The organism is Paractinoplanes durhamensis (assembly GCF_016862175.1).
Classification (GTDB): Bacteria; Actinomycetota; Actinomycetes; order Mycobacteriales; family Micromonosporaceae; genus Actinoplanes; species Actinoplanes durhamensis.
In genome coordinates this window covers 59,894-72,971 of the sequence record NZ_BOML01000052.1, presented here as the reverse complement: position 1 = coordinate 72,971, position 13,078 = coordinate 59,894, and the positions used below count along the sequence as shown (strand labels likewise).

The following is a 13,078-nucleotide window of genomic DNA, read 5'->3' as shown; positions in this document are numbered from 1 at the left end:
CGGACGATGCCGCCGGCCCGGACGACCCTGGTGAGCCGGATGGTCCTGGTCCTCGTCCTAAACCGAGCGCGCCGCGAGGGTCATGACCGTCGCGGCGCGGGCTGCACCGCCGAGCGTATGTCCGGCCCGGAAGTATTCACTCGAAAAGGCGACTCCGGCGCCGCGAGAAATGCGAGCATCTTTGCGCCCATCCGCGAACTTATATGCGGGTGGGCGCCATTGTTCGGTTGTCCCGGCGCCGGCGTACTCCATCGGCTACGCGCCCTTGCGGCTCGCGATGGCCTCCAGGAAGATTTCGCCGATCTTGGCGGGGTCGGTGGCGATGTAGACGCCGCCGGAGCCGGCCGCCTTTGTCACCGCTTCCAGCTCTTCTCGGTCGATCGCCGTGCCCATGCCGATGATGATCATGCGGACCGGGCGGTTCGGGTCACGCAGCTTGGTCATCTTGGCTACCACCTGGTCGACGTCGAGGCCGCCCGGGTTGTCGTTCTTGCCGTCGGTGTAGATCACCACCGAGTTGGACACGCCGGCCTGCCAACCCTCCTGCACCCGCTGGTAGGCGGCCAGGGCGGTGTCGAAGAGGCCGGTGTCGCCGCCCTCCTTCGGCACGATCTTGTCGATGGCGGTCAGCATCGCGGCACGTTTTGTCGCGCACGGGGAGATCGGCAGGTTCTCCACCCAGGGGCGCTTGCCCACCATGTTTGTCGAGAACGTCCAGTTGCCGACCGACCAGCGGTCGTCCAGCAGCGCCAGGCCCTGTCGCGCCACCCCCTGCGTCAGCTGCGCGCGGGTCAGGCCGCCGGCCGTCGGCACCGTTGCCTTCATCGACTCGGAGACGTCGAAGACCGCGAGCATCCGGCCCGGCTGGGTGATCGCGGTCCAGCTGCCGAGCAGCTGGGTGATCGCGGCGGTGACCACCTTCGGATCCCTGGTGGCGACCGGCGGGATGGCCGCCGGAGCATTCTCCGGGGTGGCGAAACCGGCGCCGGCCTCGCCGCCCGGCCCGCGGACGCCGGCCCTCGCCAGCTCGGCCACGAAGGCGGCGGACGCGAGGGCGGTGCGCAGGCCGGTCGCGGCCTTCGCCTTCTCCGGGTCGACGCCCGGCATCACCGCGAACGGGTAATCCAGGACCACCGAGGCCGGCTGCGGGTAGAGCGCGGCCAGCGGGGTCTCCGGGCCGCTCCGGTTGTAGTCGATCACGTCCGCCTCGGACAGCGGTGCCAGGCCGACGGTGGTGCCGAACTTCTGCGTCATGTCGCTGCGGATGCTGGAACTGTTGGCGGCCAGAGCCCGCATCGCGCCGACCTTCAGCGTGGCGGCGGACGTGCCGGTGCCGGCCGCGCCGGCCACCGCGAGCAGGCCGCCCAGGCCGGTCGCGTCCCGGCCCGGGTCGACGATGCCGGCCCGCAGCGTCTTGTCGGCGGCGATCCGCTTCACCAGATCGGGCAGGGCCGGGGTCTTGGCCGGCCAGCCCAGGGTCTTGGCGGCCGGCTCCGGCACGGCCAGGACGATCGGGCTCACCGCGACCGAGCCGAGGCTGGTCGGCACGAAGCCCGGGGCTTCCGAGGCCAGCCGCAGCAGCCAGGTGCTCGAATCCGGGATCCAGGCGTCGATGCCGGACGGGTCGAGCTTGCCCGAACCGACGCCCTCCAGGCTGACGCCGTGCCGCTGGCCGATCGCGGCGGCCATCTCGGCCGGCCCGGCCGCCGTCACGGCGACGGTGACGCAGCTGCCATCCTTCTTGGTCCAGGCGTCGGCGGTGGTCTTGATCGCCGGGGCGATCTCGGCGGCCGCGGCCACCTGCAGCTTCACGGGAGCGGTGCACTTCTTGCCGGAGAGCTCGTGGTAACCGGCCCAGGCGCCGCCGGTGATCACGGCGATGGAGAGGGCGGCGGCGGTGACGACGAGTCCGGTGCGCTGAAGGTGGCGATGACGTCCGGGCATCGAGCAATCATGGTCGTCACCCGCAGTCGTTGACCATGGACATTCGGTTGAATCTTTCACCGAATATGCAAATAGATCTTGTGGCGTGGTTGATCCGCCGGGCGGCCCCCGCCGTGCAGGTCAGTGCGGGGGCGGGGGCACCGTGGACAGGTCCGGCGGCTCGTCCGGCCAGATCAGTAACACCCGGCAAGGGGCATGGTCGATCACGAAGCGGGCGTGGTGGCCGAGGCTGTGCGGGCCGAGCCGGGTGTGGTCACCGTCCCGGGCCAGGGCCAGCAGGCCGGCGTCGGCGCAGGCGGCGATGACCTCGCGCTCGACCCGGCCCTGCCTTCTCTCCAGCTGCGCCGGGCGGCCCAATCTCGCCTGCGCCGCGGCCAGCAGCTCCGCCTGGGCGTCGGTCAGGACCTGCTCGGCGGGGCCGGCCGCGTCGTAGCTCCGGCCGCGGCCGAGAAGGCCCGCCCGCGAACCGGCGACGGCCTGCACGGTGTGCACGTCGATCACGTGCAGGAGCGTGATGTCGGCAGCGGGCAGGTCGCGGACCGCGTCCACCACCGACTGCCAGGTGCCCTCGGTGATCCAGACGACGACCTTCATCGTGACCAGTCTTCCCGGGCTAAGCCGCGAGCGCCAGCGCCGGGTCGGCCAGGAGGGTGATGTGGTTGGCATCGACCCGCTCGCTGGTCAGCCGGGGCACCTGCGTTGCGGCCCTGGTCAGGGCGGCATCGCTCAGGAGCGGTTTGGCCTGGTCATGGGCTCCATGGCGGGCGGCGATCAGATGAACCGGAAAATTCAGATTTCGTACGGCGGGGAGAGTCGGCTCGCCGGTCAGCGCGTCGGTGGCGTCCTCCACCAGACGGCGGCGATCCAGTCGGGCCCGGCCGCCGGTCTCGTTCCCCAGTAGGTAGGCCGCTCGCTCGCGGGCCACCGGCCACAGGTCGGGGCGGTGGCGCAGGGCCCGGCCCTCGGCCGCGGCGACCAGGGCGTCGGTGCTCGGCCAGCGGCGGCCCAGCGATCGGCCCTGGGCGCGGAAGGCTGTCCGGACCAGCGGGGGCCACATCAGCGGGGACGGGTCGGGGGAGACGCCGCCGTCGGCCAGCACCACGCGGCGTACGCGATCGTCCAGGGCCGCGGCGACCAGCGGAGCCAGGAACGCGCCCATCGAATGGCCGATCAGCGTGACGTCGGTGAGCTCCAGCTCGTCGGCCAGCGCGACCACTGCCGTGGCGTGCCCGGCCAGACCCGGGCCGGCGGTCACCCGCACCGAGCCGCCGCGACCGGGCAGGTCGGGGGCGATCACACGGGCCTCCGGCAGCGCGGCGGCCAGGCTCGCCCACGCCTGGGACGTGCTGGTCAGGCCGTGCAGGGCGAGGACCGTTCCGGTCTTGTCCGGGTGCCATTCCGCGCAGGTCAGGGCCGCGATCGTACGCCGTACTGTCACGCTCTTGATTCTTTCAGGCCGGCGGTAAATGCGTTGCCCGCCGCCCCGGGGGTCTTTACCGTATGGATCACCACCGACGACCGAGCAGGGAGAAGCGGATGTTCCGGCAAGCCACGATCGGCTGTATTCAGCAGTCCGGCTCTCCTACCGGCGGCAGGTGGCGCATTTAGCAGCGCCCTTCTCGGCTCGTGCCGCCGCCTTTCCCGATCCGGGGCGGCGGCTTTTTTGTTTCCTTGACAACTCCACAGCGGATGACAATGCATGCGGTTGTAGCTCAGCGGGAAGAGCGCCACCTCGCCATGGTGGAGGTCGCCGGTTCGAGGCCGGCCAGCCGCTCCAGTAATCGATCAGCGCAAACGGGTGACCGGATTTTGTCCGTGGGCACGGCAGTGGGCCGTGCTGTCCCGGCGCTGAGAACGGCCGGCGGGCCATCACCCCGCCGGCCGGATGCGGGCTGGTGCAATGGGCAGCACACCCGGCTCTGAACCGGGAGGTTGGAGGTTCGAGTCCTCCGCCCGCAGCGTTCTTCATCAGGTAGGAGTGCCGTCCCACTTCCACGACGTCCGCCGTTGATGACCAGGTAGCTCCGTCCGGCCGGTGGACCACAGCAGGGTCGGCCACGGCTCGTGTCCGGCGGGCGCGTCCGGGAACAGGCGGCGCAGCGCCCCGGTGCACAGGTCCGCCGGCGGCGACCAGTCGAGGCCGAGACCGGCGGCCACGTCGTGGGTGTGGACGAGGATCTCGGTGACCCCCATCGCGGCGAAGCCGGACGCGTCGGACGGCCCGTACCAGTGGAACGAAATCCGGTCCGGCGGAACGTAGGCGACCTGGGCCGCGAGCATGGCCGCGGACGCCTCGAAGACGTGCAGCAGCCCGGCCGGGCCCTCCTTGCGGTCGACGAAAACGGTCAGCTCCGGGCCGCCCTCACGGAAATGCTGCCAGCCGAACGGCACGTGCGTCGTGGTCGACGGGTGCGCCGGGGCGAGCTGAGCGGCGTACGCAAAAAGGTCGTCGATCATGTGCTCGACGGTCTCCCAACAGCTCCACTCCAGCTCGTCGGCGGGCTGTTCCCAGTCGAGCCCGACGGCTGCCGCGAGCGTCTCGCGGGCGAGGGTCGCGGCTCTGGTGACGTCTCCAGCAATCATGGAGCTATTAGGTGCGGCCGCGGGCCGGCGCGCAATCGAATTCCGCAGCGTTTCACGTCGCCGTAGCTCAGCAGGTAGAGCACCGCCCTGATAAGGCGGCGGCCGGTGGTTCGACTCCACCCGGCGACACTTCGCCCTCGTAGCTCAGCGGAAAGAGCACGGCGTTCCGAGCGCCGGGGCCGCTGGTTCGAGTCCAGCCGGGGGCACGCACGGTCGTATGCCCGAGTGGTGAGGGAGCCGCCCGCAAAGCGGAACACGCCGGTTCGATCCCGGCTACGACCTCGAATGCCGTGGGCTGACTTTGTTCCGCCTCTCCCACAGTGCGCCACCCCTGGCCGAGTTGGCTAAATAGTTTGCGGGTGATTCGGGCCGAGCACCCGCAACCGGTCGGTGAGTACATGCTCATATGCGGCGGCAGTCCCGGCCGAATCCCCGGCGCCACCGCGCCAACTGGCGGCACTGCGGCGAGTTTTCAGGGTTTGCGGGTGATTCGGGCCGAGCACCCGCAACCGGTCGGTGAGTAGCTGCTCCAGGGCGGTGACGGCGGCAGCCGGATTCCCTGCGGCACCTCGCCAGTTGGCGAGGCTGTGGCGGGTGGCGAGGGTGTCCGGGTGGTTCGGGCTGAGCACCTGCAACTGGTCGGTGAGTAGCTGCTCCAGGGCGGTGACGGCGGCAGCCGGATTCCCTGCGGCGCCGTGCCAGTGCGCGAGGCTGTGGCGGGTGGCCAGAGTATCCGGATGGTCAGAGCCGAGTACCCGGAGTACATCGGTGAATACCTGCTCCAGGGCGGTGACAGCCGCGGCCGGATTCCCTGCGGCACCTCGCCAGTTGGCGAGGCTCTGGCCGGTGGCGAGGGTGTCCGGGTGGTTCGGGCCGAGCACCCGCAACTGGTCGATGAGTAGCTGCTCCAGGGCGGTGACGGCGACGGCCGGATTCCCTGCGGCACCTCGCCAGTTGGCGAGGCTGTGGCGGGTGGTCAAAGTGTGCGGGTGGTCTGGGCCGAGTACCCGCAACCGGTCGGTGAGCAGCTGTCCGGAGGCGGTGGTGGCCCCGGCCGGATCCCCCGCGGCACCTCGCCAGTAGGCGAGGCTGTGGCGGGCGGCGAGGGTGTTCGGATGGTCTGGGCTGAGCACCCGCAACAGATCCGTGAGCAGCTGTTCGGAGACGGCGGCAGCCCCGGCCGGATCCCCCGCGGCGCCCTGCCACCGGGCGAGTTGGCCACGGGTGGTCAAGATGTCCGGGTGGTCTGGGCCGAGTACCCGCAACCGGTCGGTGAGCAGCCGTTCGTACGCGGCGGCTGCCCCGGCCGGATCACCAGCCACACCCTGCCACCCTGCGCGATCGCTGCCGATGATCAGGGTGTCCCGGTGGTCCGGGCCGAGTACCCGCAGGCTGGTGGTGTGCAGTTGCTGGTAGTGATCGCGTGCGGCATCGGCCAGGCCGATCTCTCCGAGACTTTTCCCGGCTCGGAACAGCACGCTGTGTGCGGCCGGAGTGCCGTCGGCTGTGCACCACAAATGGTCGGCCGTGACAGCGGTCAGGTTAGTGGCGTTCGCTCGAAGCAGCTGCGCGAGCCGGCTGGTTGCGGTGTCGCGTTCGGTCTCGGGCCAGGCCTGGATGAGGGCGTCGGCTGCGGCGCGGGCGAGTGGGGCATGCACCGGTTCGTCGGTATTCTCCCGCACTACGCGCTGCACCAGTGCGTGGACCCGTAGCAGCTGGTCGTCGAGGTCGGGATCGGCGGTGGTCTCGGCCAGACCGAGCCGATACAGAGCCCGGATCGTGTCGTGGACGTCGTCGGCATCCACCTCCCGGCGGAGCTGCCGCCGCCAGTAGCCGAGCGCGGCATCGGTGGTGAACAGCCGGATCGGGATACCGTTAGGGTCGAGCAGGGCGGCCATTTTCAGCACGATCGCTGCCAACCCACCGGTCTGCCGGTCGGCCGCATCGATCGACAGACCCCAGGTGTCAGCAACAGCCCGCTGCTGTCCGTCAGGCAGTACCGCCGGATGCAATCGGTCCAACCGCCGCGCATGCAGACGTCGCCGGTAGCCTGCGCAGGTCAGGTCCAGATCGCGCAGGTAAGCGGCAGCCTGTGCCAAGGCCAGAGGTAGGTAGCCCAGGTCAGCGGCGAGCCGGTCGGCCTCGTCCAGGCGGTGCGGCTGTTCACCCAACCGGGTCCGTAAATAGTCGACAGCCTCCAGCGCGGTGAACACGCCTACATCGACCAGTTGCCGACCATCGACAAGAGCCGCGTCCCGCCGGCGGCTGGTCACTATGGTCCGTCCCGACCGCGTATCAGGTGGCCACAATCCAGCCATGTCCTGTGGGTCGGCCACATCATCGAGCACTACCAGCCACCGCCTGCCGGTGGAGGCCAGCCAGGCCAGCAGTCGCTCCGCCGCCTGCTGCGGATTGCGGTCTTCCAGTCCGGTCACCTCGGCCGCGGCTTGGGCGTAGGCGCTGAGCACACCGTCGCGGCTGCCCACGCTCACCCACACCAGCAAATCGAGCTTCCGGGCTTGCCACAGACGCTCAACCAGACCAGCGGCGAGCTGGGTCTTTCCGACACCGCCCATACCGGCAAGCACCTGACACACCACCGCCGTCCCGCCCGCCGCGACCGCGGCGGCGAGCAGGTCGTCCGCCGGACGCTTCTGTCGTCGCACCGCCAGACGCGGCACCGCGCCGACCCGGTGCGGCCACGACACCCCTTCCCGGCCACCCACAGTCACCGGGCCAAGAAACACTCCAGCCGCCCCGTGAACAGTTGTCCTCTCCACCGGGGGCGGTGCGGAGGCAAGCAGATCGCTGCCGGCAACCGCCGCTACCCGGCTACCGGCGGTGGTGGGGGGAGCTGGCTCCGCATATCGAACGACACCGGCGCGTTGAACTGACCTGCCGCACCCTGCACCGAGCCAATGGTGAATGTCGCGCCCACCCTCGGATCAACAAGGGACAGCAGTTCCCGTGCCGCCGCCAGAACCTGCTCATCAGTCGCGGCCCCGCAGTCCTGCAAATCCTGACCGATCGCGGCCTGCCACACTCCAGGCTCGGTCTGCTCCGCCTCCAGCGCTGCCCGAGCCGCCTCACGGCCGGTGAACCTGCGCCGTAGCAGCGCCTTCAACACTCCATAGGCGTCCTTGACGGCCTCCGATGCCGTGCCGGACACCCCCGCCGTCGCACCCGCGGCCAACGCCGCCACGATTACATCGACCATCAGAAGCCTGAACCCTCCACATTGATCACCGGGTGTCACCGAAACACTACGCAGAATCGCACACTCGCGGACGGCGGCAAAGCACGCCAGCAATCCGGCCGCAGGATGTGCGTTGAGCTGCGAATATTCGACGATCTTGCGGTGGGTCTGCGGCACGCGTGGGGACGAGGGCTACGGATCGCTGATCTGACCGGGCTTCCCGCTTGCCGCTCGATCGAGACTGATGATTTGAGTCCCGTACCTGGTGGCGTGATTGTGCAACGATTGCATCGATGAAAATCACCGCGACGCCGGTCGAGAAGTCCCGTGCCGCTATACGGTCGTGGGCTCGTACCGTCGGCTCAGGGTTGCGTCGGGCGGGTCCGTACAGCATCGTCGCTTTTCTTGCCGCGTCGGCGGTCGCGCCGGTCGCGGGTGCTGCGCTCGGTGCGTCGACTGAGTATGCCGCGGCGCTTGGTCAGCTCGGGGGGATGGGTAGCAATTACCTCTCCGACGCGCTGGCGTCGGCTGCGGGCCGGCTTGGTGACAGGTCTGTGGTCTCGCAGGAGGAGTGGCGGGAGGCTGTCGCCGGCGAGTTGCTGGCTCGGCTGGAGGCTGGTGACGTCGCGCTGCGCGAGGAGGTAGCCGGTCTGCTGACGGCGATCGACGCGGTGGACGTTGCTTTGCGGGCTGCCGATGAGCAGGGCCGGGCGGAACTGGCCGCCGCCTTCGGGTCGCTCGACGTCTTGGCGAGAGAGGCGAGCCGATCGCTTGCGCAGATCGGTCATCAGCTCGCGGAGCAGGCCCGCGAGCAGCGGTTGCAGACGGACATGTTGCGTCAGTCGCTGGTTGTCACGGCGCGGATCCAGCAGGATCTGACCGATCGGCAGGCAGGTGTCCGAGTGACGGCGGTGCCTCCCGCGGACATGGATGTTTCGCCCTATCCCGGGTTGGCGAGCTTCGATGCTCTGGAGGCGCGGTTCTTCCGGGGCCGGGAGACTCTGGTCGACGAGTTGCTCGGGCGGCTCAGTGAGCAGCTCGTCGGCGGGCCGCCGCTGGTGGTGGTCGGTGTCTCGGGTGTCGGTAAGTCGTCGTTGTTGCGGGCCGGAGTATGGCCTGCGGTGGCGAACAACGGTCTCGGTAAGGAGGTCGCCGGCTGGCCGTGGCTGGTCATGACGCCCGGCGCGAACCCGCTGGCCGAGTACACCGGTCGGGTTGGTGCGCTCGAGACCGACCGTTTCGTCATCCTGGTCGACCAGTTCGAGGAAATCTTCACCCAGTGCACCGACCCGGCGGAACGGGCGGCGTTCGTGGAAGCGCTCGCTGCGTCTCGCCCCGCATTGTTGATTGTTGCGGTGCGCGCCGATTTCTACCCGCAGTGCACAGAGCTGGCGCCCATGGTTCCCATGCTCGGCGCCGGGCAGGTCGTGGTGGGTCCGCTGGGCGGGGAGGACCTCCGCCGGGCCATTCGCGAGCCCGCCACCGAGGCAGGTCTTGCCATCGAGCCCGGGCTTGAGGAACTGCTGCTCACTGATCTAGGTGCCCCTGACTATCCACCGGGGGCGCTGCCACTGTTGGGTCACGCTCTGCGCGCCACGTGGGAGCGCCGCGAGGGCGCCACCATGACGGTGAACGGCTATCGCCGGACCGGCAGCATCCGCCGGGCCGTCGCGGAGACGGCCGAGCGCATCTATCTCGACCTGAACGACGCCGCGCGCACGGCGATGCGGGCGGCGTTGCTCAGTCTGGTAACCGTCGTGGACGACAGGCCGGTCCGTCGTCGCTCCACCCCGCTGGAGACCGACGCGGTGGTGCTTCGCCCGATGATCGAGGCGCGCTTGGTCACCACCGGGGAAGGCACGGTGGAGATCAGCCATGAGGCGTTGCTGACCGGGTGGCCGCGGCTGGCCGGCTGGCTGGTGGAGGCGCGCGAGGAGATCCTGCTGCGGCAGTGGCTCGCTCAGGCCGCCGCGGAGTGGTCGGCAACCGGCGAGGACCCCGACGCGCTGTACCGGGGTGCACGATTGGCGGCCGCCCGGGAGTGGGCCGCCGACCATGGTGAGGTGTCGCCGCTGCAACGGCGTTTCCTGGCCGCGTCGGAGGTGGCGGCTCAGGCACAGGAGCTGGCGCAACAGCGCAGCAACCGGCGGCTGCGGCAACTGGTCGCCGGGCTTGCCGCCGCCCTGGTGCTCGTAGGCGTCGGCGGACTGGTGGTTTGGCGGCAGCGGGTCCAGGCGGACCTGGAACGGCGGTATGCGACGTCACGGCAGTACGCGGCGCAATCCCGCGCCGAGTTCTTGGCGGAGCCGGACAGGTCGGTGCGGGACGCGTTACGGGCATGGCAGGCAGCCGACACCGCCGAAGCTCGCGGTGCCCTGCTGTTCGCCCAGCATGCGGTTGTCTCGGGGCAGCTCGGCTCGGAGCCCGGAGCGGTGGCCGTCGCGGTGAGCCCGGACGCTCGGCTGGTCGCGGTGGGCTTCGCGGACGGGCGGGTCCAGCTCTGGGACAGCGTGACTCAGCGGCAGGTCGGCCGGGAACTGCGGCATCCGGCCGAAGAGCGGCTGTTGCTGTCGCTGAGCTTCTCCCCGGACGGGCGTTACCTGGCAGGCGGGGCTGCGGCGGTCGATGGCGTCGCGATCTGGGACGTGCCGGGCGGCAGTCTTCGGCGGCGGCTACCCGGAATCGGCGCGGTCGCCTGGCTGCCCGACGCCTCCGCGGTGGTGGCCAGCCGTTCCGACGTGACTCCGGCCGGCTCGGTCGCCGCCTGGGATCCGGCGACCGGCCACGTGCTCGGCTCGATCCGTACCGGCGTCCCGGGTGCTGTCAGGCTCGCGGTGAGCCAGGACGGGAAGTATCTGGCGGTGGTCGGCACGGACAACGCCGAGGTGGTGCGTCGCGCCGACGGACGGCGGCTTGCCACGCTGGGATCCACGGTGCGGAGCGTCGGGTTCGCTGCGGACGGCACGCTGTTCGGCGGTGCGACGAACGAGCCCGTGCGCGCCTGGCGCGCCGCGACCGGATGGCGACCGGAAACCCTCGACGATTCCGAGTTCGGCGAGCTCGGCGCGGTGGTAGCGGTTACTCGTGACGGCACCGCGATCGTCGGCGGCAACGAGCCCGGCGAGATTCTCGCCCTCACCCTCGGCGGCCCTCGCCAACCGGTGCGCGGATTCTCATCCGTCCCGTCGGATCTGGCGTTGTCCCCCGACGACCGTTTGCTCGCGATCACCAGCGCATCCGCGCCGCCTCAGCTGATCCGGCTCGGCACCGATCAGCTACCGCACCCGCAGATCATCGGCTACCTGGCGTTCGACGCCACCGGGCAGCAACTCGCCACCGGCAGCGCCGACCCGGTCATCCGGATCTGGGATCCGCGGACCAGCTCCCTGCGCGACACCATCACGGTGCCGGGCGACGGCGGACCTCTTGGCCTGGCATACGCACCGGATGGCTCCCTCGCGGCCACCTTCGCCGACGGCCGGATCCTGATCTACGACCCGGTTCACCGGTTGCGTGGCACGCTCCGTATCGACCCGACCCTCTACCCCGGGGACGTGCGATTTTCGCCGGACGGGTCGCTGCTCACCGTGGTCACCAACTTCCGCAACCCCGACGTGAAGTACTCGGCGCAAGAAGAACAGGAACGCGATGACCCGGACGTCCAGGTGTGGGACGCCCGTACCCTGCGGCCTCGCGCCTCCCTCAAACTGCCTGAGCACGTGTCCATCGCCGAGGAATTCACCCCAGACGGGCGCTATCTGCTCGTGGCGTCCAACCACTCACCCGCCGACCACAGTCAACCGCAGGACGCGGCCATCTGGCGGTACCGTCTACCCGAGCTGACCCTGGTCGACCGGCGTGATCTGCCGGGCAGCCCGGTGAACGAGATCGCCGTCAGCCCGGACAGCGCATTCGTGGCGCTGGCGCGCGGGAAGAAGGCCCCGGTGCTGCGGGTCGACGGCCTGAACCCGGTCCGCACGATCGGCGAGCACCCCGTGCCGCTGTCCCGGGTAGCCTGGTCACCGGACAGCCGTACCGTGGCCACCGCTACGGACAACGACAACGACATCGTCCGGCTCTGGCAGGCCGACACCGGCAACCTGATCGCCGAGGTCCGGGCCAACAGCAACCAGAACGGCCAGCTGGAGTTCTCTCCAGACAGTGGCACCTTGGCCGCCGGCGCCAATGACTGGACCGTCACACTCTGGCACCTCGATCCGGACCAAGCGGTGCGGCGCCTGTGCGACATGCTCATCCCGGCATCCCGCTACGGCGGGCAATCGTTACCCGGCAGTTGTCCCTGACCTCCGACGGCAGGGTGTCATCAAGTGGTGAAACGATCCGGGAACGTACTGGTGAGAACGGCGCACCCCAGCCCTGACGCCGGCGCCAAGGTGTGCGTCGGCGGACGGTCGGCTCAGCGGGTTGAGTTCCCGAAGCGCCGGGCCGATGGCCGGGCAGTCGGCCGTCCTGAGCTGTTGTGCAGCGAGCGGATCGCGGCTAGATCAGGATGTCGACTGGCAGAGTCGGGCTCGTTCCACCGGCTATCGGCAAAGCCAGACACCTTCTCCTTCATGGCGTACGGGGCTGCCGTTCGGACGCTGCACAAAGACGGCGGCGCCGCGTATCCAGATGTGGTCGTCCGCTTCCAACGTCAAAGGCTCGGTGAGCTCCACCGCCCAGTCGCCGGCTTCCACCATGGTTACGAACGTCTGCCGCCCCACCAGGGTCGGTTCGGTCACGATGACGCCAGTGACGTCATCACCACGTCCGAGCCGGATCTGCATGTCCGCGAGGGTACCGAGGTAGGCCGCCGACGGAGTCTGCACGCACGATCGGCGGCAGAGCCGGATACGGATACGTGATTCGCTGAGGCGGGCCGGCGTAGTTACGGTGTCCCGTTGTGGGAGCCGATTTCGATCTTCATGTCGAGCTTGATCGAGGTTCGCGTGATGCGGTAGGTGCGTGGCGGTTCATCCGGTTGTTCGCGGCCGAGTATGCGAGCCCTGTTGTGGCCGGCGACGGTTGGGGCGACGACGATCTCCGAGAGGCGGAGACGCGGCTGGGCTTCTCGCTGCCGGCGTCGTTGCGTACGGCATACGGGCTGGTGGGTAGACGTCGTGATTTGACCAGTGTCCAGGATCGGCTGCTGGCGCCGCATCAGCTTGAGGTCGACCCTGCGGGAGGACCCTGGGACTTGGCTGTGGGCGGGCGCCGTTTCACCGGACGAGCTTGCTGCGGTGCGCCGCGCGCTGCCCGGCGATTGGTCGGGCAACGACGAGTAGCACCAACGTGCCCACCACGGCATGGTGATAGGCAACTACCTCTGCCGCTCAGGGGGCTTTGCCAGCCCGC

General features: G+C 69.7%; 8 protein-coding genes and 5 tRNA genes. 6 read left to right on the top strand and 7 right to left on the bottom strand.

Annotated features, from left to right (window positions below):
- Positions 1 to 255: 255 nt before the first annotated feature.
- From Adu01nite_RS32290 to Adu01nite_RS32280, 3 genes are all read right to left on the bottom strand, one after another.
- Complete coding sequence (locus Adu01nite_RS32290; RefSeq protein WP_239132853.1) at positions 256 to 1,944, bottom strand: substrate-binding domain-containing protein; 1,689 nt, start codon at positions 1,942 to 1,944, stop codon at positions 256 to 258.
- 120 nt (positions 1,945 to 2,064) lie between these two features.
- Complete coding sequence (locus Adu01nite_RS32285) at positions 2,065 to 2,538, bottom strand: universal stress protein (protein WP_203732548.1); 474 nt, start codon at positions 2,536 to 2,538, stop codon at positions 2,065 to 2,067.
- A gap of 19 nt (positions 2,539 to 2,557) precedes the next feature.
- Complete coding sequence (locus Adu01nite_RS32280; protein WP_203732545.1) at positions 2,558 to 3,382, bottom strand: alpha/beta fold hydrolase; 825 nt, start codon at positions 3,380 to 3,382, stop codon at positions 2,558 to 2,560.
- 263 nt (positions 3,383 to 3,645) lie between these two features.
- Here Adu01nite_RS32280 and Adu01nite_RS32275 point away from each other — a divergent pair.
- Positions 3,646 to 3,721 (top strand) — tRNA-Gly (locus tag Adu01nite_RS32275).
- Positions 3,722 to 3,830: 109 nt separating this feature from the next.
- Positions 3,831 to 3,903: transfer RNA gene (locus Adu01nite_RS32270), tRNA-Gln, on the top strand.
- A gap of 9 nt (positions 3,904 to 3,912) precedes the next feature.
- Here the strand turns inward: Adu01nite_RS32270 and Adu01nite_RS32265 are convergent.
- A complete protein-coding gene (locus Adu01nite_RS32265) occupies positions 3,913 to 4,527 on the bottom strand; it encodes a maleylpyruvate isomerase N-terminal domain-containing protein (protein ID WP_203732543.1) in 615 nt (204 codons plus the stop codon).
- Positions 4,528 to 4,583: 56 nt separating this feature from the next.
- Between Adu01nite_RS32265 and Adu01nite_RS32260 the strand changes: the two genes are divergently transcribed.
- The 3 genes from Adu01nite_RS32260 (at position 4,584) to Adu01nite_RS32250 (ending at position 4,809) form a co-directional block, all read left to right on the top strand.
- A tRNA-Ile gene (locus tag Adu01nite_RS32260) sits at positions 4,584 to 4,656 on the top strand.
- 4 nt (positions 4,657 to 4,660) lie between these two features.
- Positions 4,661 to 4,733: transfer RNA gene (locus Adu01nite_RS32255), tRNA-Arg, on the top strand.
- Between the two features lie 5 nt (positions 4,734 to 4,738).
- A tRNA-Cys gene (locus Adu01nite_RS32250) sits at positions 4,739 to 4,809 on the top strand.
- Between the two features lie 62 nt (positions 4,810 to 4,871).
- Here the strand turns inward: Adu01nite_RS32250 and Adu01nite_RS32245 are convergent.
- Complete coding sequence (locus Adu01nite_RS32245; RefSeq protein ID WP_203732541.1) at positions 4,872 to 7,259, bottom strand: tetratricopeptide repeat protein; 2,388 nt, start codon at positions 7,257 to 7,259, stop codon at positions 4,872 to 4,874.
- A 92-nt stretch (positions 7,260 to 7,351) separates the two neighbouring features.
- Positions 7,352 to 7,900: a Het-E N-terminal domain-containing protein gene (locus Adu01nite_RS32240; protein WP_239132852.1), complete on the bottom strand. Its 549-nt coding sequence runs from the start codon at positions 7,898 to 7,900 to the stop codon at positions 7,352 to 7,354.
- Positions 7,901 to 8,016: 116 nt separating this feature from the next.
- On the opposite strand from Adu01nite_RS32240, the gene Adu01nite_RS32235 reads away from it, so the two are divergent.
- Positions 8,017 to 12,027: a WD40 repeat domain-containing protein gene (locus Adu01nite_RS32235; RefSeq protein WP_203732539.1), complete on the top strand. Its 4,011-nt coding sequence runs from the start codon at positions 8,017 to 8,019 to the stop codon at positions 12,025 to 12,027.
- A 240-nt stretch (positions 12,028 to 12,267) separates the two neighbouring features.
- Here Adu01nite_RS32235 and Adu01nite_RS32230 read toward each other — a convergent pair whose 3' ends face one another.
- Positions 12,268 to 12,510 (bottom strand): hypothetical protein, encoded by a 243-nt coding sequence (locus Adu01nite_RS32230; RefSeq protein WP_203732536.1) that lies wholly within the window; start codon positions 12,508 to 12,510, stop codon positions 12,268 to 12,270.
- Between the last annotated feature and the right edge of the window lie 568 nt (positions 12,511 to 13,078).